The organism is Bacillus sp. FSL W8-0629 (genome assembly GCF_038593225.1).
GTDB classification, from domain to species: domain Bacteria; phylum Bacillota; class Bacilli; order Bacillales; family Bacillaceae; genus Bacillus; species Bacillus altitudinis.
Window position 1 is genome coordinate 953,652 of sequence record NZ_CP151975.1, and the last position, 22,366, is coordinate 976,017.

A 22,366-nucleotide genomic window follows, 5' to 3' on the forward strand; every position below is an offset into this window, starting at 1 on the left:
CTGAATGGAAATGATGTTTTACAAAGGGAGAGGGATATGGGGCGAGAATCTAAACATCTGTATATCAATTTGCCGGTTAAGCATGTAAATGAGTCAAAGGATTTCTTTGAACAGCTGGGTTTTGACTTTCAACAAGAACTGACGAATGAACATGCTGCTTGTTTTGTGATGAATGAGACGATCACAGTCATGCTGTTATCACTTAAGCATTTCCAATCCATTTCAGAGAAGGAATTGGTAGATGCCAGAAATGGCGCAGAGGTCATTATCTCTTTACAGGTCGAGACGAGGGAAGAGGTTGATGAGCTTGTAGAGCGTGCGATCGCAGCTGGTGGTTCACCGTTTAAGGAAAAACAAGACCATGATTTCATGTATGGCTGGAGCTTTCAGGATCGTGATGGTCATTTATGGGAAGTGTTTTATATGGATGAGGAGAGAAGCGACCTTTCATAAGGGTGCTTCTTTTTTATTGATGATCAGTGGTATGATAAGAGGGTAAAAAATAAGGAATTCATCTAGAGAAAAGTAGGTGCTGCATGGAGTTTTTACTTGTCTTAATGCCAGTGTTCGGCATATTCCTTATAGGGTATATTGGGCAGAAGACAATTGGTTTTGATATACATACGCTCTCATCAATGTCTTTATATTTAATGTCACCTTTTCTTGCGTTTGAAACCTTTTATCAAAATAAAGTATCGATGGACTATGTGTACTTATCTATATTTGTCGTAGGGCTTTGTCTTTCACTTGTTTTATGTGTCTTCATTTTATCTCGAATTTACGGGTATTCGAATGAAACGTATTGTGCCATGATTTTGTCATCAGCATTTATGAATAATGGAAATTACGGCACGCCTGTTGTCCTTCTTGTTTTTGGAGCAGCTGGTTTAGATATTGCGATTGTGCTAATGGTCCTTCAGCAGCTCGTCATGAGTACGATCGGCATGTATTATGCAGCAAAAGGTGGAGAGGACGCGGGGGACTTGAAGGTCGTTCTAAAAAAAGTGCTGCGTATGCCGGTTGCTTACGGGGCTCTTCTTGGTCTATTATTTCAGCTCATTGACCTTTCATTACCTAAAGAGCTTATGACAGGTGTTCAGCTGGTCGGGGATGCAGCGATACCAACGATTATGCTGATTTTAGGTATGCAGCTCGCAGTGATTTCTTTTAAACAAGTGGATTATCGCAATATTTCCTATGCGGTGCTGCTCAAGCTGTTTATTTCACCTCTCATCGCCTTTGGTTTTACACTTATTTTACCTGTAGATGATTTGGTGAAACAAATTATGATTTTAGTTGCAGCGATGCCGACAGCGGCGAATACAACACTGATGGCTGTGCAATTTCGAACGAAGCCTGAGTTTGTCTCAAGCACGACGTTTCTCAGTACGATTTTAAGTATTGTGACTTTACCTGTTTTATTATGGATTTTATCCATGCACCCTCTGGGATAGGGGACGGCAAACAAAGGGGGACTTATGAATGAATGTAGATGTTCATTTTCAAGTAAGTGATGTGTTAAAAACGAAGCATTTTACGCATGCGAAAGTGTTAGCTGGGGAAAAGGGATTGTTTCGGCAGGTAAAATGGGTACATGTACTTGAAGTGCCTGCTGTAGAGGATTTGTTAAACGGAGGCGAGCTGATCTTAACGACGGCCGCAGGCTTCCATGATCAATTGGAAGTCTTTCAGGCGTTTTTAAGGCAGTTGATTGACTCAGGTGCGGCCGGCTTGTGTATTGAATTTGTACCGCTCCGGTTTGATGTACCGGAAGAACTGATTATTTATGCAGAAGAACGTGATTTTCCGCTTATTCTGTTTACAAAAGAAGTGAAGTTCGTCAATATTACACAGCATCTCCATACGATGATGATTGAGCGTCAGTATCAGATGATGGCGGATTTAGAAACACTGTCGTCCAAGTTGAATGAGCTTTTATTGACTCCTCATCCGCAGATGGATATTTTGGATCAAGTGTATCAGCACGTGAGAGGGATTCTTTTGTTGATCCCTGTTCAAGGTGAACCGATTATTTTATGTGATTCATCCAAACAAACAGAAGAGCTTGTGATGAATTATTTGCAGTATGCTTCATTACCAAAAGGATATGAAGTGACGCAAAAACAAGTCCTTGCACTCAAACAAACCTTTGCAGACCTCGTCCTCATTCATCAATCGAACACGCTCTCGGAATTTGAACTGCTTGTGATGGATAAAGGAGCGAATGCCCTTGCCCAGCAAACTTTAAGAGAGCTGTATACAGAAGAGCTGAAGAAGACAAAAGAGAATGAATGGCTGCAAAAATGGTTTCATGAAGAGCATACAGAAAGAGAAATCATAGAACACCTTGAGGAAACAGAAGGACTGAAAAAACCGACCGGCTGTGTGGTGATGCTCTTTCAAAAAAACCACCAAATAGAAGAAATCGCAGGGAATCTTTATTTTCTTGTCTCTTGCCGTTCTATTTTTCAGCGTGCTGGTTTCTATTTGATTGTGTACGAGCATCAAGGACAAACCTTATTTATTTTATTGAATACAAGAAAAGTTGAGGACTGGAAAGAGCGTGCAGAAAAAGCGGCAAACGACATCACGCAATTATATGACCGTGAGAAGCCCGGCGAGGCAGCCATCAATTATGGAATCGGTTCATATTGTGAGCAATTTCAGCGCATGAGAAAAAGTTTTCAAGCAGCGAAAGAAGTGCTGCATTTAAAGAAAGTGATGCCGCAACGGATAAAAAGCCCATTTTATCAAGATTTACATATGCTTCGGTTGATGCCTGTCATGAAAGAAAGCGGGTTATTAGAATGCATGGTGAAAGAGTATTTAGAGCCGGTGATTTTATATGATAAACAAAATAGCGGCAGGCTCTATCAGACGCTGAATATCTTTTTACAGACAAACGGTTCTAAAAAAGAAACCGCAAGCCAGCTCTATATTGTGAGGCAGACGCTTTATCACAGATTGGATAAGCTTCATGCTTTACTTGGTGAGGATATGATGCAAGCGCCAAAACGTCAAGCGCTTGAATTTGCGATCCTTGCTTATGAATTTTTACAGGGGAATCGCCATTAATGGTATATGTTAGATTTGCTAAGGGATCAAGTAGAGTGTCTCATGGTTCTTTTCAATCAGTTGACGATCTGTCTAATGTAATGTGTCTGGCCCCTTTTTTATAATGAGAGTAACGACACGGGCGGTCTTGTTTCAGTTTCATATGCCTCACTTTTTATCCATATAATGAATGGAGAGGTCATATGCAGGACCGGTTTAAGTTTCTTTTATGATGAAAACGGATACATGGGGGCGTGGGAAGATGAAAACACATAACGCACAAGATCTTCAGGCGAAAGATGATCAGTTCATTTGGCATCATATGAAAGGGACAAACAAAGAAAATGAAAGTATGGTGATTCATGAGGCAGAAGGCGCATGGGTGACAGATATTCATGGAAATCGTTATTTAGACGGAATGTCAGGACTGTGGTGTGTAAATGCCGGATATGGACGTAAAGAGCTTGCAGAAGCGGCGTATAAGCAATTAAATACGATGCCTTACTACCCACTGACACAAAGCCATGTGCCAGCGATTCAGCTGGCTGAGAAGCTCAATGAATGGCTAGGCGGGGACTATGTGATCTTCTTTTCTAACAGTGGTTCTGAAGCGAATGAAGCGGCATTTAAGATTGCCAAACAATATCATGCGCAAAAGGGAGAGAGTACACGCACAAAATTTATTTCCCGATATCGATCGTATCATGGCAACACAGCAGCAGCTCTAGCCGCAACGGGTCAAGCGCAGCGTAAGTACAAATATGAACCGTTAGGGCAGGGGTTTATCCATGTCGCACCGCCTGATATGTACCGGCATCCTGAAGATCAAGAGAGCTTGGCAAGTGCTGATGCAATCGATCAAGCGATGACGTGGGAATTAAGTGAGACCATTGCTGGCGTCATCATGGAGCCGATGATTACAGGAGGCGGTATCTTAATGCCGCCAAAAGGATATTTGAAGAAGGTGAAAGAAATCTGTGAAGATCATGGAGCGCTCCTTATTGTGGATGAAGTGATATGCGGCTTTGGCCGGACAGGAAAGCGGTTTGGATTTATGCATGAGGAAGTGAAACCAGATATCATCACCATGGCAAAAGGGATCACAAGTGGATATTTACCGCTATCTGCAACGTGCGTGAAACGAGACATTTATGAAGCGTATGCAGGAGAAGATACGTATGACAGGCTACGGCATGTGAATACATTTGGCGGTCACCCTGCTTCCTGTGCGGTGGCACTTGCTAACCTAGAGATCATGGAAAACGAGCAGTTAGTGGAGCGGTCAGGCACGCTTGGCCAAGACATGCTCGAACGTTTGCAAGAGCTAAAAGAGCATCCATTTGTCGGTGATGTGAGAGGAAAAGGCCTGCTGTTTGGGATTGAGCTTGTGCAGGATCAGGCGTCAAAAAAGCCAGCTGATCCAAGTGTAGTCGGTCAATTGATTGCAGAATGTAAAAAACGGGGATTGATCATCGGGAAAAATGGCGATACAGTGGCTGGCTATAATAACGTGGCACAGCTCGCACCACCGCTAAATATCACTGATGAAGACGCCTCATTCATTATTCATACTTTAAAAGAAAGCATGGCGCAATTATAGCAGAGATTTCTCTGCTTCAGATTGTTGACAAAGGGCTAAAATATTATTTATTTTAGCCCTTTGTCTTCTTTTCAGCGTGATAGAAAACCTTTGCAGTCTAGGAAGAACGAGTACTGGCGCGGAGCGAATTTGACATTCGTGAGCACCAGCACGCAGGACTGACAAAGAATGCGAGGGTTTGCCTACACGCTGTAGCAGAGAGATTTCTCTGCTTTTTTCTATGTCCAGAAAGGATCAGGTCTGAATCGATCTGCTAGGCTGAATGGTCAATGGGCACACTAGGTGTATTGAAAAAAACATGCGATTCTATTACTGTAAGGAGAAGATAGAACCAATACACACGAGAAGGAGACGGCATATGAGTTTTCATGATCAACCCATTCTACCTGCTGTTCGCAATATGAAGCAATTTGAGGAATTTTTAAAAAGTCCATTTACATATGGGGTGTTACTAGATGTTCACTTAGGGCGGCTTAAGGGCATCATGAATGAGGCGAATGCGCATCATAAAAAAATGTTTGTCCATGTCGATCTCATTCACGGAATCAAACATGATGAGTACGGAACGGAATTTATTTGTCAGGAAATGAAACCAGCTGGCATTATTTCTACTAGGTCTTCTGTCATAGTAAAAGCCAAGCAGAAAAAGGTATATGCCATCCAGCGAATGTTTTTACTTGATACAAGTGCGATGGAAAAAAGCATGGAGTTTGTCGGGAAACATCGTCCAGATTTTATTGAAGTATTGCCGGGTGTCGTGCCAGATTTAATTACAGAAGTGCGCAAAAGAGCTGGAATACCAATATTTGCAGGAGGATTTATTCGAACAAAAGAAGATGTAGAAAGGGCGCTTGCAGCAGGGGCGACAGCTGTCACCACATCGAATACAGAGCTTTGGAAAGCGTTCCAAAAGTGAAAAAGATAAAATGTGAAAATTGATTGACAACGTTTTCATCCTCTGTTACTATAGCACTAAGTTAATATCATGTGATGGAGAAACGGAGATCCACAACGACGCTTTACTAGGTGACAAATGACCCTGATGTAAAGTATGTTTGTTGTGGATCTTTTTTCTTTATCTTTTCTACACATTTATAGGGGATGGCAACTGAACCAGAGGAGGAATTTTTCATGACACCATTTTGGGGTGAAGTCGTTGGTACAATGCTTCTTATTATTTTCGGAGGCGGTGTGTGTGCGGCAGTCAGTTTAAAGAAATCGCTCGCTTATCAGTCCGGCTGGATTGTAATCGCTTTCGGATGGGGATTTGCAGTAGCGATTGCAGCTTATGCCACTGGAGGAATCAGCGGTGCACATTTAAACCCGGCGCTGACAATAGGTCTTGCATTAGAAGGAAGTTTTCCTTGGGCTGATGTTCCAATGTATATTGTCGGTCAAATGCTTGGCGCATTACTCGGAGCTATTATTGTCTTCTTACATTACTTACCGCACTGGAAAGCGACAGACGATCCAGGTGCAAAACTAGGCGTATTCTCAACTGGTCCTGCGATTCCGCATACTTTTGCAAACGTGCTCAGTGAAGTCATTGGTACATTTGTATTGGTGGTAGGAATTTTAGCGATTGGTGCAAATAAATTTGCAGACGGAGTCAATCCGCTGATTGTTGGTTTCTTAATTGTCGCAATTGGTCTTTCATTAGGTGGTACAACTGGTTACGCAATTAACCCTGCACGTGATTTAGGTCCAAGAATCGCACATGCCATTCTGCCGATTCCAGGTAAAGGTCCATCAAATTGGAAATATGCTTGGGTTCCAGTTGTTGGTCCAATTTTGGGCGGTGCATTTGGCGGTGTTTTCTATAATGCAGCCTTTAAAGCGAACGTCACACCAGCCTTTTGGATTGTAAGCGTTATTTTAGTTGTGGTATTGTTAGGACTCTATGTTTCTACGAAAAACCAGACAAATGCTGTCAATGAAAGTATGTAAGGGGAGGAAAACACCATGGCAAAAGAAAAATATATTCTCGCATTAGATCAAGGGACAACAAGCTCAAGAGCGATCTTATTTGATCAAGAAGGTAAAATTGCCCATACAGCTCAGAAGGAATTCAATCAATATTTTCCGAACCCAGGCTGGGTAGAACACAATGCAAATGAAATTTGGAGCTCTGTTCTATCAGTTATTTCAACTGCTTTAATCGAATCAGGAATTGAAGCAGATCAAATCGCCGGTATCGGAATTACGAACCAGCGTGAGACAGCTGTCGTTTGGGATAAACATACAGGCGCACCCGTTTACAATGCAATTGTTTGGCAGTCACGACAAACATCTGGTATATGTGATGAGCTAAAAGCGCAAGGGCACGATGAAACGTTTAGAAATAAAACGGGTCTACTCATTGATGCTTATTTCTCAGGTACTAAAGTGAAATGGATTTTAGACAATGTCGAAGGTGCTCGGGAGAAAGCAGAAAATGGTGACTTACTGTTTGGCACAATCGATACATGGCTCATTTGGAAAATGACTGGCGGTCAATCACACGTGACAGATTATTCAAATGCATCAAGAACGTTAATGTTCAATATTTACGATCTGAAATGGGATGAAGAACTACTTGATATCTTAGGTGTTCCAGCTTCCATGCTGCCAGACGTCAAACCATCATCACACATTTATGGTGAAACAACAGACTATCACTTCTTTGGTAAAAATATTCCGATTGCAGGAGCGGCAGGAGATCAGCAGTCTGCGTTATTCGGTCAGGCTTGCTTTGAAGAAGGAATGGCGAAGAACACATATGGTACAGGATGTTTCATGTTGATGAATACAGGGGAAAAAGCAATTAAGTCGGATCATGGATTGTTAACGACGATTGCATGGGGCATTGACGGCAAAGTTGAATATGCTTTAGAAGGAAGTATTTTCGTTGCTGGCTCAGCGATCCAGTGGCTGCGTGATGGACTTAGAATGTTTAAAGACTCAAAAGACAGTGAAGCTTATGCTGAGCGTGTTGAGTCAACAGACGGCGTATATGTCGTACCAGCATTCGTTGGTTTAGGCACACCATATTGGGATAGTGATGTCCGAGGCGCTGTATTCGGTTTAACACGCGGTACTTCTAAAGAGCACTTTGTTCGTGCAACGTTAGAATCACTTGCTTATCAAACGAAAGATGTTTTAGATGCGATGGAAAAAGATTCAAACATCTCACTTAAAACATTGCGTGTCGATGGCGGGGCTGTAAAGAATGATTTCTTAATGGGCTTCCAAAGTGATTTGCTGGATGTACCAGTAGAACGTCCAGAAATTAATGAAACGACGGCACTCGGTGCGGCCTATCTTGCGGGAATAGCAGTTGGCTTCTGGAACGACCGTTCAGACATTGCAAAACAATGGAACCTTGACAAGCGCTTTGAACCTAAAATGGAAGAAGACAGCCGTGACTCGTTATACAGCGGGTGGAAAAAGGCTGTAAAAGCAGCTCAAGCTTTCAAATAAACAAAAAGTATGGTATACTTCAAGTAAGTTAATAGAACGGTTGGAGAACTGGAGAGACCGCAAGCACCGAAGTGTAGAAATACGCTTTGGGTGTTTGCGGTCTCTTTTTCTTTACCGTACAACATGGGAGGAACAAGAGATGACTTTTTCTAGCTTAGAAAGAGAACAAATGCTTCAGGACATGACAAAGAAACCATATGATGTGTTTATCATTGGTGGGGGTATTACAGGCGCAGGTACAGCACTTGATGCGGCTTCACGCGGAATGCGTGTCGGTCTTGCAGAAATGCAGGATTTCGCAGCAGGTACATCTAGCCGCTCAACGAAACTTGTACACGGCGGACTTCGTTATTTAAAACAATTTGAAGTGAAAATGGTCGCAGAGGTCGGTAAAGAGCGTGCCATCGTATACGAAAACGGTCCTCATGTGACAACGCCAGAATGGATGCTTCTTCCGATGCATAAAGGCGGGACATTCGGTAAGTTTTCAACTTCAATCGGACTTAGAGTATATGACTTTTTAGCTGGCGTTAAGCATAGTGAACGCAGAAGTATGCTAAGTGCAAAAGAGACACTTGCAAAAGAACCGCTTGTGAAAAAAGATGGCTTAAAAGGCGGGGGCTACTATGTTGAATACCGTACAGATGATGCACGCCTGACAATTGAAGTCATGAAAGAGGCTGTGAAATTCGGGGCAGAAGCGGTCAACTATGCGAAAGTAAAAGAATTTATTTATGATAAAGGCAAAGTTGTCGGTGTTGTCATTGAAGATGTCACAACACAGAAAACATACGATGTATATGCGAAAAAAATCGTCAATGCGACTGGTCCATGGGTCGATCAGCTAAGAGACAAGGACCACTCAAAAGAGGGGAAACATTTACAACATACAAAAGGAATTCACTTAGTATTTGACCAATCTGTTTTCCCATTAAAACAAGCAATCTACTTTGACACACCTGATAAACGAATGGTCTTTGCGATTCCAAGAGAAGGAAAAACGTACGTGGGAACAACAGATACAGTTTACAAAAAACAGCTGGAACATCCGCGTATGACAAAAGCAGATCGTGATTACGTGATCAAAGCCATTCAATATATGTTCCCAGATCTTCATATTACAGAAAAAGACGTTGAATCTAACTGGGCTGGTCTTCGTCCACTCATTCATGAAGAAGGCAAAGATCCTTCAGAAATTTCTCGTAAGGATGAGGTATGGACATCATCTTCAGGCTTAATCACGATTGCTGGCGGTAAATTAACAGGTTACCGTAAAATGGCTGAACACATTGTGAATCTTGTACGTGATGGACTTAAAGAGGAAACTGGAAAAGATTTCGGACCATGTAAAACGAAACATATGCCAATTTCAGGCGGGCATGTAGGCGGTTCAAAAAATATGGCATCCTTTGTTCAAGCGAAAACGGCAGAAGGAGCATCCGTTGGTTTGACAGAACCTATTGCACAAAAATTAGCTGAGAAATATGGCTCAAACGTCAGCAATGTCTTCAAGCGTGTGGAGCAGCTTCAAGGGGAAGCAGACAAACGAAACATTCCCGCATATGTGTTGGCTGAACTTGTCTATGCGATCGAAGAAGAATTGGCTGTAACACCTGTCGATTTCTTCTTGAGAAGAACAGGCAGCCTATTATTTAATATCAATTGGGCAAAAACGTATGCACAGCCTGTTGTTGACTATATGGCAGATCGTTTTGGCTGGGATGAAGCGACAAAACAGAAACATCAAACTGAATTAGACCGACTATTCCATGAAGCAGTCGTACCGCTTGATGCTGAATAAGTAAAAAGCCGATCGTGTATCGGCTTTTTTTATTTTGTTCATCGTTTTTTCATATGTTCATGATATAACATGACATGAAGGATAATTCCATATAAAATAACAGTAGATGTTATTTTATTGATGATAAGAGCTGGGAGGACGACCATGAGTTGGAATACGAATTATGAGCGTTGGATCAATGAGAAGCACCTGGATACTGAACTAAGGGAATGGCTGGAGGCACATCAAGATGATCATCAAGCGCTTGAAGACTGCTTCTACAAAAACCTTGAGTTTGGTACTGGAGGAATGCGCGGAGAAATTGGTGCTGGAACGAACCGAATGAATGTTTACACTGTTCGAAAAGCATCTGCTGGTCTTGCTGCGTATATTGCAGCACATGGAGAGGATGCAAAAAAAAGAGGCGTCGCCATTGCCTATGATTCACGCCATAAATCTCCTGAATTTGCGATGGAAGCGGCCAAAACACTTGCTTCACATGGCATTCAAACATACGTATTTGACGAACTGCGTCCGACACCAGAACTCTCTTTTGCAGTTCGAGAACTGAATGCCTTTGCAGGGATTGTTGTGACAGCAAGTCACAATCCGCCAGAATATAATGGCTATAAAGTTTATGGAGAAGATGGAGGCCAAATGCCCCCATTTGAAGCAGATCAAGTCATTAAAGAAGTAGATGCCATCGAAAATGAATTAGCCATTTCAGTGGAATCAGAAGAAGTATTGAAGCAAAATGGTTTGATCCGCATGATTGGTGAAGAAATCGATCAAGCGTATATGGAAAAATTAAAAACGATTCGTGTGCACCCTGAGCTTGCAAAAGAAGTCGATGTCAAAGTGGTGTTTACCCCGCTTCACGGGACGGCGAATAAACCTGTCCGAAACGGACTTCAGGCCTTTGGTTATAAGCATGTGACGGTTGTGCCTGAACAGGAAAAACCAGATCCGCAATTCTCGACGGTTACGTCTCCAAATCCAGAGGAGCATGCCGCTTTTGAATACGCCATCAAGCTTGGCGAAAAGCAAAATGCTGATATTTTGATTGCGACAGATCCAGATGCAGATCGATTAGGTATCGCTGTGAAAAATCATGATGGTGAATTTACCGTTTTGACCGGCAACCAAACAGGCGCCTTACTACTTCATTATTTATTATCTGAAAAACAAAAACTAGGTCAGCTGCCGCCTCGCCCCGTTGTGATGAAAACGATTGTGACAAGTGAGCTTGGGCGTGCTGTTGCCTCAGCATTTGGAGCTGACACGATTGATACGCTCACTGGCTTTAAATTTATCGGAGAAAAAATCAAGCAGTTTGAAGAAAGCGGAGAATACACGTTTCAATTTGGCTATGAAGAAAGCTACGGCTATTTGATCGGTGATTTTGCACGAGATAAAGATGCAGTTCAAGCTGCGCTATTAGCAGTTGAAGTCGCAGCCTTTTATAAGAAACAAGGGAAGTCATTATATGATGCGCTTGTTGATATTTTTAAGGAATTTGGATTTTACAGAGAAGGGTTAAAGTCATTAACCTTAAAGGGGAAAGTAGGAGCAGAGCAGATTTCTGCTATTCTTCATACCTTTAGATCAAACCCGCCAGCTTCTATCGCCGGTCAGCGCATTACGGTCATTGAGGATTATCAATCAAGTCAAAGGCACCTTGTGGCTGAAAAGAAAGAAGAAACGATTCATCTGCCGGCATCAAACGTCCTGAAATATTTCCTTGAAGATGGCTCATGGTTTTGTTTACGACCTTCTGGTACGGAGCCTAAAGTCAAATTTTATATTGCAGTCAAAGGCACATCGTTAACAGACAGCGAAGAAAAGCTGAAACACTTATCAGAAGAAGTCATGAAAGTCGTCTATGACATTGTGGAAGAAACTACTAAATAAAATATCACAAAGCCATCATGTCATGCATGATGGCTTTTTCTCAGTCAAAAGGATGAGAAAAAATCATCCTTTTTGAGAAAGAGCCGCACAGGTGCTCATGGTATAATCAACATATTGATAAGAGAGGCAGTAAAAGCCGGGGGTACACACGATGGGAGATTACCAAGAAAAAGTCAAAACATTAAAAACGTTAAAAGAAATTGCTGAAAAGCTAAATGAAGGGATGGAAATGAAGGAAACGCTTCATGAAGTGCTTCATATGCTTATGGAAGTGACAGGCTTTCAAACAGCATGGATTTATTTTATAGAAGAAGACGGATCGTATGAACTAATGGCAGAAGTATGCTTACCTGAAGCGCTGGCAAAGGATCGAAAGCAATTGATGTGTCAAAACGATTGCTATTGCATCAACCGCTACACGAAAGGCTCACTGCAATCAGCTACCAATATCATCAATTGTAAACGGATTGAAACGGCGATTGAGCAAAAGCTTGGAGATACAGAAGGAATTACCCATCATGCAACCGTTCCGCTCCAAGCATGTAAGCGTACGTTTGGCTTATTAAATGTGGCGGCAAAAGGGAAGGTCACATTTACACAGGAGGAGCTGAATCTGCTTGAAAGTATTGCACTGCAAATTGGTACGGCTATTCAGCGCATGAAGCTTGTGCAAAATGAGCAGCAGCATGCACTTTTAGAAGAACGAAACCGGCTTGCGCAGGATTTACACGATTCTGTGAATCAAATGCTGTTTTCCGTGAGTTTGACTGCAAAGGCAGCGCGTCAAATGACAAGTGATCAAAAATTAGGTGAAATGATTGATTTTATTCAGCATTTATCACAAGATGCCCTCATTGAAATGCGATCACTCATCTGGCAGTTAAGACCAAAAGGGCTTGAAAAAGGATTTACAACAGCGATTGAAGAGTATGCACAGCTTTTAGGTCTAAATTGTTCATTGTCTTTATCAGGCTGTATGGAAATAGATCATTCAAAGCACGAAACCTTATTTCGCGTATGCCAAGAAGCTCTAAATAATTGCCAAAAGCATGCGGGCGTTGAGAAAGTAGAGGTCAAACTGGAGCAATCAGGAGATACGTTTGGTATGAAAATCATCGATCAGGGAAAGGGATTTCAGTATGATGAACAAATGAGTCTTCCTTCATTTGGGCTGAAAGGGATGGCTGACCGTATCCGAAGAGCAGGAGGTACATTTTGCATCAATTCTGAGCTAGGGAAGGGAACGACGATTGATGTGAAAGTACCATTTTCTCAAGAAAGGAAGGGATTGTCATGAGGGTAGTCATTGCAGATGATCATCACATTGTCCGAAAAGGACTGGTCTTTTTCTTGCAAACCCAGCCAGATGTGGACATCGTTGGTGAAGCATCCAATGGAGAAGAGGCACTACAGGTAGTGAGGCAGACAAAGCCTGACATTGTCTTGATGGATCTTTCTATGCCTGTAATGAATGGGATTGAGGCGACAAAGCAAATGACGCTGGATATGCCGGATGTCCGCATTGTCATTCTGACAAGCTATGCAGATAAGGACTATGTGATCCCTGCTATCCAAGCGGGAGCAAAGGCTTATCAGCTCAAAGATGTAGCACCTGAAAAGCTTCTCACGACAATGATTGAGGTGCAAAATGGTACGTACCAGCTAGATGGTCATATTACAGCTTTTCTTGTCCAGCATCTAACTGAACCTAAAGAGCAGAAATGGGCATTGATGAACGAACTGACCAATAGAGAACGTGATGTCTTATTTGAAATCGCAAAAGGGAAAAGTAACAAAGAAATCGCCTCATCGCTTTTTATTTCTGAAAAGACTGTGAAAACTCACGTGTCTCATGTGTTATCAAAGTTAGAGCTGGCAGATCGAACTCAGGCCGCTCTATATGCGGTAGATTATCAAAAAAATCAGCCGAAAGAGCTGTTGTAACAGTCATGGTGGACATTTCAAAAGACTTCATGAGTATTTCTCATGAAGTCTTTTCTTCTTTATGAAAGGCGGTCAGTAAAAGGGTGAAAACAAAGAGCTAAAATAAAGTTCATTCTAGCCCTATGTCAACAATCTGAAAGAAAATCAGCCTTTTTCTTTATGTGTACATCGGTTCAGCATATGCTTCAGCAACGGCAGCCTCTGAAGCATGGTCAATATACTGCAGGAGTCCATATAAACATTTTTCAACATCTGCATCGTTCCGGTTAAATTGATACGCATGTAAGAAATGCTCAATACGTTTCGAGAGCAAATCATCTTGCGTACGGACCATAAGAATAAGTAAATTATCCCATTGCGAGCGATGCGTATAATAAAGTGCCTTATCATAATCTGCCACATTCATTAAACCTTCTCCTTTCCCTTGAGAAGTCTTACTTAGTTTGCTCGGATCAGATCGACTTTTTCAGGGGAAAAGTTGGTGTCTGCATAAACAGGGTACCGGGAATTATAGGCTGAATAAATGCTTGATGTATGAAAAAGAACCAACCAGCAAAACCTAAACAAAATAGACATGAAAGTGAGAATATTGATATCATGCACCCGAAATTATGGATGCTTTTTGCAGCAGGAATTGTTTTATTTGGCAGTCTCATGATTCATCCATCTTCACAAGCAGCTGTGCAGCCAGCAGAGAATTGGGAAAGGCTTGCGTATACTGCCTTGCAAGATGAATATGAAGGCGCCGCTTTAAACGATTATCATTACATTGGACGTACACAAGTGAATGAAGATCAAACAAAAGATGTGTTTCGCGTGACCGTGAAGGAAGGCTCCACACGATTTGCAGCACATGCAGAAATTTATTTTCATCCGGTGACGGGTCATTTGATTAGTATTAACGTGTTTCGGTTATAAAAAAGCACCTCTTTTAAAAAGAGGTGCTCCAGCTGAAAAGAAGATCTATTTCATGCTTCCTTGAAGATATGAGCGAATATCCACACCGAGTGAATCCGCTAAACGCTGTCCATAATCTTCATCTGCACGATAGAAGTTGCAGATCGCAAGTAATTTCGTTTTTTCATTTACGTCTTTCAAGTCAGCTGTCAAGTTTTTGATCAATGCTTGTTTCTCTTCTTCAGAGTAGCTTCGATATTTTTCTCCAGCTTGTTTGAAATCGTTTGGTTTTTCGATTTTTTGTCTCACCATACGGTCACCGTGAAGAACCGGTTCACTTTCTTTGTAGTGAGGGTTTTCTTTTGGCTGATCGTCATAACGGTTTGGTTCATAGTTAATATGACCGCTTGGACGAGTTGTTGTCATAAAGCCATCCTGTTGGTTATTGTGAACAGGCGCATAAGGACAGTTCACTGGGATGCGCATGTAGTTTGCACCTAGGCGGTGACGCTGCGTGTCAGGATAAGAGAACAGACGACCTTGAAGCAGTTTGTCTTCAGATGCTTCAATTCCTGGTACTAGGGCACTTGGCGTGAAAGCAGATTGCTCTGTTTCAGCAAAGAAATTTTCTGGATTGCGGTTCAGTGTCATGCGGCCCACTTTTTGCAGCGGATAATCTTCCTCGCTCCACGTTTTCGTCGGATCACATGGATCATAATCTAGTTCATCATAATCACTGAGCGGCATAAGCTGAACGTAAAGATCCCATGCTGGATAATTTCCTTTTTCAATACGATCATACAAGTCTCTTGTCGCATGCTGGAAGTCGTTTGCTTGAATTTCTGCAGCTTCTTCCATCGATAAATTGCGAATGCCTTCTGATGGTCTCCAGTGGTATTTCACATATTTTGTTTCTCCGTATTTGTTTACCCATCTAAACGTATGAACACCAGAACCGCGCATTTCAGCGTAGTTCGCAGGAATACCTTCGTCAGAGAAGAGCCATGTGAGCATGTGAGTGGATTCAGGTGTTAACGTCATAAAATCCCAATAACGGTCAGGATCTTGAATGTTTGTTACAGGATCTGGCTTGAGAGAGTGAACCATATCAGGGAATTTGAGTGCATCACGAATAAAGAAGATCGGCAAGTTGTTCCCAACTAGATCATAGTTGCCTTCTTCTGTATAAAATTTGACAGCGAAGCCGCGAGGGTCACGTAATGTTTCAGGCGAACCTTTAGGATGAATAACCGTTGAGAAACGGACAAAAACGTCTGTTTGTTTTCCTTTTTCACTTAAGAAGGCTGCTCTTGTATGTTTCTCCATGCTATTTTCTACTTCAAATACACCATAAGCGCCGGCGCCTCTTGCATGAACGACACGCTCTGGAATACGTTCACGGTCAAAGTGTGCAAGTTTTTCAATCAAATGGTAATCATCAAGAAATGAAGGTCCCCTGTGACCAGCAGTTCTAGAGTTTTGATTATCGCCAACTGGCACGCCTTGATTCGTTGTCAAATTTTTATGATTAGAATTTGTCATTCTTTTTCTCCTCCTGTAAACAAAAAATGGTTTCTAGCAATCTATATACCCTAATTATATTGAATCAAACATGATAGTCAATATTTATTTATAATAATTTTAAATAAATTATTATTACAAGGAGGTAAAGAAAAAGACGAAAGAAATAAATTCTTTCGCCTTAGAGCAGAAGCTCTCTTAGAGCATCTTTGTTTTGTGTTAAATCATTTAATGTGTATTGGTCAAGAACGCGTAAATAAGCAGTGAGTGCTTCATGAAGTACGTGCTTTAATGAACAAATCGGGGAGATAATACAGCTGTTTTTCTTCGGATCAAAGCATTCAACCATGACTAAATCATCCTCTGTATAGCGGACAACCTCACCAATATTAATGCTTTCTGGGCTTTTCCCCAGCCTAATCCCACCATTTCTTCCGCGGATCGTTTCTACATAACCACGTTTTCCTAGATGGTAAATTACCTTTGTCAGGTGATTTTTCGAAATGCCATAAATATCGGCAATCTGCTGAATATTTGACAGTTCATTGTTTTCTCTCGAAGCTAAATAAATGAGTACCCTTAATGAGAAATCTGTATAATTCGTAAGTTTCATTTGGACGACCTCTAAACCTAATAGAGTTTTGTATCATCGTAACACATTTTAGACAAAAACTGTTCGAGAAAGTGCTAAATGTGACAACATTTAAAACATGTATTATAAATATTGCTTTTATATGTTGTCTTCCATTACGATAAAGATGTATTTAAAATACATCTTTTGAAAGAAGGAATAACGATGTTATCCACAGATCAAATGAATGCCATTAAACAATCAGCCCCTCTTCTAAAAGCTGAGGGAACAAAACTTGTGACAGTTTTTTATCTAAATATGATTAGACAGCATCCAGAGCTACTCAATCAGTTTAATAAAACAAATCTCATGAATGGAAGCCAGCCAGAGGCGCTTGCCGCAACACTCTATCAAGCTGCACTGCACATTGACCGCTTGGCAGACTTGCTTCCTGCTGTGAAACAAATTGCCCATAAGCATGTCAGTGTCATGGTGAAAAAAGAGCAGTACCCAATCGTCGGATATCACCTTCTTGAAGCAATGAAAGAGGTATTTGGGTTATCAGAGGAAGATGACACATTGTTGGCTTGGAAGGCTGCATATGACATCATTGCGAATATATTCATCACCATTGAGGCAGAAATGATGGCTGAAAATGTGAAACAAACTGGTGGATGGGCAGATGTCAAACCGTTTATTGTGAAGAAAAAGAAACCAGAATCTCCATCACTCATTTCCTTTTATTTAGTACCAGAGGATGAATCTGAGCTACCAATGTATGAAGCTGGTCAATACATTACGGTGCAGGTAGATATGCCGGGTGAAGCCTATGTATGCAGCAGACAATACAGTTTATCAGATCAATATCACCCATCTTACTATCGCATTACCGTGAAACGAGATGGGCATGTCTCCACATTCCTGCATGATGAAATGGAAGAAGGCGATGTTCTTCACGTCAGTATGCCGCAGGGAATGTTCTGCTTGAAAGATGACACAAAAGAACCCGTTTATTTGATTAGTGCTGGTTCTGGTGTCACACCAATGATTGGTTTAGTGAAAACAGCGTCGCATAACAATCAGCCATTCACGATGATTCATGCAGACAGACTAGAGGATGTAACTGCTTTTGAACAAGAGTTTGAACACGTTCTCACTTCATCTCCAGAGGGGCGTATTATCCTTTGTAACGAACAATTTGAAAAGAGTGTAAAGAGTGAGCTGGTTGAGAAGGTGGCTACGCGGATTGACCGACCTTTCCTTCAATCCGTCATTGGTGAAGGAAAAGGGCAATTTTATGTTTGCGGTTCCCCAGTATTTACTCAAGAGATGATCCTTATTTTAAAAGCGTTGGACATTCCGGAAGAGAATATCCATTTTGAAGCGTTCGGCGGGCAATCCACGAAAGAAATGGAAGTCGTCTAAACGGTTGGAGGAACATCATGTTTTTTTAGGTACGCTCATATAGTAGGGATAAGTCCGATGAGGAGGGATGGTTTCCTTGAGCGTATCTGAAAAACGTCTTTTACAAAGAGCGATTGATGAAATTACAGAAATTGCAGAAGGATTTGGTCTGGATTTTTATCCGATGAGGTATGAAATCTGTCCCGCGGAGATTATTTATACATTCGGTGCATATGGCATGCCAACACGATTTAGCCACTGGAGCTTTGGAAAGCAATTTCACAAAATGAAGCTTCATTATGATTTAGGATTAAGCAAAATTTATGAGCTGGTGATTAATTCAAATCCTTGCTATGCCTTTCTCCTTGATAACAATTCGCTTGTTCAAAATAAACTAATTGTGGCTCATGTCTTGGCACACTGCGATTTCTTTAAAAACAACTGCCGTTTCCAAAACACAAAACGAGATATGGTGGAAAGTATGTCAGCGGCAGCAGAGCGAATTAAAGAATATGAACATATCCACGGTACAAAAGAAGTCGAGTCCTTTTTAGATGCTGTATTGGCATTGCAGGAGCATATTGATCCGTCGCTTGTTCGTTCAAAATTAAGCTGGAATCTCGACGATGAAGATGAATATGAAGAGGACAAACCAAAACGTCAAACGCCATATGATGATTTGTGGGGAATGGATGAACCAAAAACACGTGAGAAAAAGAAAACGATCAAGCAATTCCCCCCAAAGCCAGAAAAAGATATATTGCTCTTTATCGAGGCACACTCCCGGGAGCTAGAGCCTTGGCAGCGGGATGTGCTGACGATGCTGAGAGAGGAAATGCTCTATTTTTGGCCACAGCTAGAAACGAAAATCATGAATGAAGGCTGGGCATCGTATTGGCACCAGCGGATTATGCGTGAACTTGATTTAGATTCAAGTGAATCGATTGAATTTGCCAAATTAAATGCAGGTGTCGTGCAGCCATCTAAGACAGGAATCAATCCTTACTATTTAGGGCTGAAGATTTTTGAAGATATTGAAGAGCGCTACGATCATCCATGCGAGGAATTGAAAAAAGCAGGAGTGACGGAAGGGTCGGGTCGCAGCAAAATGTTTGAAGTGCGGGAAATTGAATCAGACATTTCTTTTATTCGAAATTACTTAACGAAAGACCTTGTGATGAGGGAAGATTTGTACTTGTTTCAAAAGCAGGGGAGAGACTATAAAGTCATTGATAAAGAATGGAAGGCAGTCCGTGATCAGCTAGTCAGCATGAGGGTCAATGGCGGCTTTCCGTATTTGACAGTCATCGATGGCGACTATTTAAAAAACAATGAACTCTATATTAAACATTGGTATGAAGGCATTGAGCTCGATCTCAAATACTTAGAAAAGGTGCTTCCATATTTGTATCAACTATGGGGAAGAAGTGTGCACATCGAGTCAGTTCTTGAAGGAAAAGAAGTGATGTTTTCATACGATGGAAAAGGGGTTCATAGGAAGTATCTCACTTAATGATCAAAAAAGATGTCTACGACTAGACATCTTTTTTTGTGATTAGCACTTTATTGGTTTTTCAGCAGTTTGAAAATGTGTTTCGCTTGATCTGTATTTTCCATAAGCCCTTTTAGCTGTTCGCTTGTTGGTCCATAAGCATAAAATGGTACTTCATCCCCTGTATGACCCGATGTGGTCCAGCCTGTATGAGACCTCGTATTGATGACCTTTTCGATGGCATCATCAATTTGAACAGGATCTTTTGTTTCAGCTGCCTTTTGAATAGAGGCGATTTCCTCTTTTGTGAAATCAAGGTCGATGTATTGTTTGAGCGCAGTCTCGACCGTCATACCCCCTACAATTTTGTTTGCAATGAAATCAGGTGTCTTTTTTGCTGCTTTGACAGGCTGATAATCCCAGCTGCCCGAGCCGTCTGCCCCGAAGGAAAGGCCGCCAGTTGAATGATCTGCTGTCGTGATGACTAACGTGTTTTTATCCTTTTTTGCGAAACGAATGGCTTCTTCAAATGCTTTTTCAAAATCTTTCATCTCACTCATCGCACTGACAATATCGTGGTCATGTCCAGCCCAGTCAATTTGACTGCCTTCAACCATGAGGAAAAATCCTTTTTTGTTTTTAGACAGCTGTTTGATGGCTGAGGATGTCATGTCTTGCAAGGAAGGGGTCGTTTTATCACGATCAATTGCTTTATCGAGACCACCGTCAGCAAAAATGCCTAACAATTTTTGCTGTTTGTTTTTTTGTAAGTCAGCTTTATTGGTTACGTAACGATAGCCTGCTTTTTGAAATTCTTTCGTCAAATCACGATCTTTGCGGACAAAATCGATCAGTCCTCCGCCAAGCATGACATCGACTGTATGCTGTTTGCCAATTTTCTCATCGAAGAAATCATCAGCAATGGCTGCTGTGTTTTTTCTAGAAACATCGTGGGCGGCATACGCAGCAGGTGTCGCATTGGTTAATTCAGATGTGACGACGAGACCAGTAGACTTTCCTTTGCGTTTTGCTTCTTCTAATACTGTTTTTAGTTTTTTGCCATTTTTGTTTACACCAATGGCGTTGTTGTATGTCTTTTGACCAGTTGCCATGGCTGTCCCAGCTGCTGCTGAATCAGTAATGTTACTTTTAGAATCATCAGGGTATGTTTTATGCATGCCAGTGAGGTAAGGGTCAAACGCTGTTTGCTTGGAAAGATCACCGTTGTGTTTAAATGAGCGGTAAGTTGAAAGGTAAGGTGTTCCCATGCCATCTCCAATGAGCACGATCACATTTTGTACGTCATTTTTTGGTTTCTTTTTAGCCTCAGCTTTGTCAGCCTGTCCAAATTCAATTCCTGAAAAAATACCAATCGATAACACTGATGCGGCTGCGATTGCAGCTATTTTCGTTTTCGAGCTTTTCAACACACTCATTCATTTTGCCTCCTCATTGTTTATGTATCGCTCTCACGTTTACAATGGTAGAACAGAAGTGTGGATTCCAAATGACAGCACCGTAAAGTTCACTTTAAAATTGTAAAGGTCCACTTTACATAGAATGAACCAAAAAGAGAAATGAATGTATGATTTATCTATGACAAGATGCATTTGTTTTGTCATGATTGTGTAATAAAAATGAAATAAAAAGAACCCTAAAAAAAAATAATTTTTGCCGAATTAATAAGCATAATGTCGTAGGAAGTCAAGACTATTTCTTCTGGTATTCGATCCTTATAATAGAAAGTAGATAAAAATTCGGATCACGATAGATACATACAGGAGGAACAAATGAAAAAACAATTGATCACAGCTGCAAGTGCAGTTCTACTTGGGACGACATTATTTGCCGGAGCTGCCTCAGCACAATCAGTAAAGGTTCAAAAAGGTGACTCTCTTTCTGTTCTAGCGAAAAAATACAAAACAACCGTGAGTAAGATTAAATCAGACAATAAACTGAAATCTAACACGATTTATGTTGGACAAACCTTAAAAGTGAATGGTACTTCTTCAAAAAAGGTAACGAAAACATCAAAAACAACAACAAAAGTAAAAGCGTCTTCGACGACAGCCACTCATAAAGTTGTCAAAGGTGATACTTTATCTAAAATCGGCAAAAAATATGGAATGACAGTGAAAGAGCTGAAATCGTTAAATAAACTCAAAACAGATCTGATTAAAATTGGACAAAAGCTGAAAGTGAAAAAGACGTCCAAAGTGAAACCAACACCTGTCAAAGAAAAAACAGTTGCTACTTCTTCTTTAAATACGTCTAAACTCGTAGCAGATGCGAAAGCACAAAACGGTACACCATATAAATGGGGTGGAACGACACCGAAAGGCTTTGATTGCAGCGGTTTTATGTGGTATATCATTAACAAACAAACAAAGATTTCAAGACAAACGACTGAAGGTTTTTGGGGATCAATGAAAAGCGTCTCAACACCTAAAGTTGGAGATTTTGTCTTCTTTACAACCTATAAATCTGGCCCATCTCACATGGGTGTCTACCTTGGGAACAACAAGTTTATCCACGCTGCTTCTGATGGTGTGACGATCAGCGATATGACTTCAAGCTATTGGAAGCCAATTTACCTTGGCGCAAAGACATTTGTAAATTAATAATGGATCTTAAGAGACTGCTTACTAGGCAGTCTCTTTTTTTGTATATCGTTTGCGCAGCTAAAACAGTCCTTTATCATAGCTCTCTATGAGTCTAAAGGCTTTTAAATAA

General features: G+C 41.2%; 19 protein-coding genes. 15 read left to right on the forward strand and 4 right to left on the reverse strand.

Translation table 11 applies throughout. The features are described 5' to 3' along the window. The first annotated feature begins 36 nt into the window (after positions 1–36). The 11 genes from NSQ17_RS04835 to NSQ17_RS04885 all read left to right on the forward strand — a co-directional run bounded on the left by NSQ17_RS04835 (position 37) and on the right by NSQ17_RS04885 (position 13,748). Positions 37–453, forward strand: a complete 417-nt coding sequence (locus NSQ17_RS04835) for a VOC family protein (RefSeq protein ID WP_024719950.1) — start codon at positions 37–39, stop codon at positions 451–453. An 83-nt stretch (positions 454–536) separates the two neighbouring features. Next, positions 537–1,454, forward strand: coding sequence for an AEC family transporter (locus NSQ17_RS04840; RefSeq protein ID WP_007497064.1), 918 nt, complete (start codon positions 537–539; stop codon positions 1,452–1,454). Between the two features lie 28 nt (positions 1,455–1,482). After that, positions 1,483–3,075, forward strand: coding sequence for a PucR family transcriptional regulator (locus tag NSQ17_RS04845; RefSeq protein WP_047946632.1), 1,593 nt, complete (start codon positions 1,483–1,485; stop codon positions 3,073–3,075). Between the two features lie 241 nt (positions 3,076–3,316). Next, a complete protein-coding gene (locus tag NSQ17_RS04850; protein ID WP_061418518.1) occupies positions 3,317–4,654 on the forward strand; it encodes an aspartate aminotransferase family protein in 1,338 nt (445 codons plus the stop codon). Between the two features lie 358 nt (positions 4,655–5,012). Then, positions 5,013–5,570, forward strand: a complete 558-nt coding sequence (locus NSQ17_RS04855) for a glycerol-3-phosphate responsive antiterminator (protein WP_146269837.1) — start codon at positions 5,013–5,015, stop codon at positions 5,568–5,570. A gap of 215 nt (positions 5,571–5,785) precedes the next feature. Continuing rightward, entirely contained in the window at positions 5,786–6,601 is an 816-nt protein-coding gene (locus tag NSQ17_RS04860; protein ID WP_008349011.1) for an MIP/aquaporin family protein, read from the forward strand. Between the two features lie 15 nt (positions 6,602–6,616). Beyond that, positions 6,617–8,113 carry a glycerol kinase GlpK gene (gene glpK, locus NSQ17_RS04865; RefSeq protein ID WP_007497075.1) on the forward strand — a complete coding sequence of 499 codons (1,497 nt, stop codon included), beginning with the start codon at positions 6,617–6,619 and terminating at the stop codon, positions 8,111–8,113. 139 nt (positions 8,114–8,252) lie between these two features. Next, positions 8,253–9,914, forward strand: coding sequence for a glycerol-3-phosphate dehydrogenase (glpD, locus tag NSQ17_RS04870; RefSeq protein WP_039169256.1), 1,662 nt, complete (start codon positions 8,253–8,255; stop codon positions 9,912–9,914). A gap of 144 nt (positions 9,915–10,058) precedes the next feature. Further along, positions 10,059–11,804 carry a phospho-sugar mutase gene (locus tag NSQ17_RS04875; RefSeq protein ID WP_041507535.1) on the forward strand — a complete coding sequence of 582 codons (1,746 nt, stop codon included), beginning with the start codon at positions 10,059–10,061 and terminating at the stop codon, positions 11,802–11,804. A gap of 151 nt (positions 11,805–11,955) precedes the next feature. Then, positions 11,956–13,101 (forward strand): GAF domain-containing sensor histidine kinase, encoded by a 1,146-nt coding sequence (locus NSQ17_RS04880; protein WP_041507534.1) that lies wholly within the window; start codon positions 11,956–11,958, stop codon positions 13,099–13,101. After that, positions 13,098–13,748 carry a response regulator transcription factor gene (locus NSQ17_RS04885; RefSeq protein ID WP_007497084.1) on the forward strand — a complete coding sequence of 217 codons (651 nt, stop codon included), beginning with the start codon at positions 13,098–13,100 and terminating at the stop codon, positions 13,746–13,748. Before NSQ17_RS04880 ends, NSQ17_RS04885 begins: the two co-directional genes overlap by 4 nt. Before the next feature lie 157 nt (positions 13,749–13,905). Here NSQ17_RS04885 and NSQ17_RS04890 read toward each other — a convergent pair whose 3' ends face one another. Then, positions 13,906–14,154 carry a YhdB family protein gene (locus NSQ17_RS04890; protein WP_008349000.1) on the reverse strand — a complete coding sequence of 83 codons (249 nt, stop codon included), beginning with the start codon at positions 14,152–14,154 and terminating at the stop codon, positions 13,906–13,908. A 248-nt stretch (positions 14,155–14,402) separates the two neighbouring features. Between NSQ17_RS04890 and NSQ17_RS04895 the strand changes: the two genes are divergently transcribed. Beyond that, positions 14,403–14,666 (forward strand): YqzG/YhdC family protein, encoded by a 264-nt coding sequence (locus NSQ17_RS04895; RefSeq protein ID WP_224562989.1) that lies wholly within the window; start codon positions 14,403–14,405, stop codon positions 14,664–14,666. Between the two features lie 45 nt (positions 14,667–14,711). Here NSQ17_RS04895 and NSQ17_RS04900 read toward each other — a convergent pair whose 3' ends face one another. Then, a complete protein-coding gene (locus tag NSQ17_RS04900) occupies positions 14,712–16,187 on the reverse strand; it encodes a catalase (protein WP_045034838.1) in 1,476 nt (491 codons plus the stop codon). 160 nt (positions 16,188–16,347) lie between these two features. Beyond that, entirely contained in the window at positions 16,348–16,779 is a 432-nt protein-coding gene (locus tag NSQ17_RS04905) for an Rrf2 family transcriptional regulator (RefSeq protein WP_041507532.1), read from the reverse strand. Positions 16,780–16,962: 183 nt separating this feature from the next. On the opposite strand from NSQ17_RS04905, the gene NSQ17_RS04910 reads away from it, so the two are divergent. Continuing rightward, on the forward strand, positions 16,963–18,162 hold the full coding sequence (locus NSQ17_RS04910) for a globin domain-containing protein (RefSeq protein ID WP_342467909.1): 1,200 nt from the start codon (positions 16,963–16,965) through the stop codon (positions 18,160–18,162). Positions 18,163–18,238: 76 nt separating this feature from the next. Next, positions 18,239–19,654 carry a SpoVR family protein gene (locus NSQ17_RS04915; protein WP_024719961.1) on the forward strand — a complete coding sequence of 472 codons (1,416 nt, stop codon included), beginning with the start codon at positions 18,239–18,241 and terminating at the stop codon, positions 19,652–19,654. Between the two features lie 50 nt (positions 19,655–19,704). On the opposite strand, the gene NSQ17_RS04920 is transcribed toward NSQ17_RS04915, so the two are convergent. Continuing rightward, positions 19,705–21,069 carry an alkaline phosphatase gene (locus NSQ17_RS04920; protein ID WP_041507529.1) on the reverse strand — a complete coding sequence of 455 codons (1,365 nt, stop codon included), beginning with the start codon at positions 21,067–21,069 and terminating at the stop codon, positions 19,705–19,707. Positions 21,070–21,423: 354 nt separating this feature from the next. On the opposite strand from NSQ17_RS04920, the gene NSQ17_RS04925 reads away from it, so the two are divergent. Then, a complete protein-coding gene (locus NSQ17_RS04925; RefSeq protein WP_007497097.1) occupies positions 21,424–22,254 on the forward strand; it encodes a C40 family peptidase in 831 nt (276 codons plus the stop codon). Positions 22,255–22,366 lie beyond the last annotated feature (112 nt).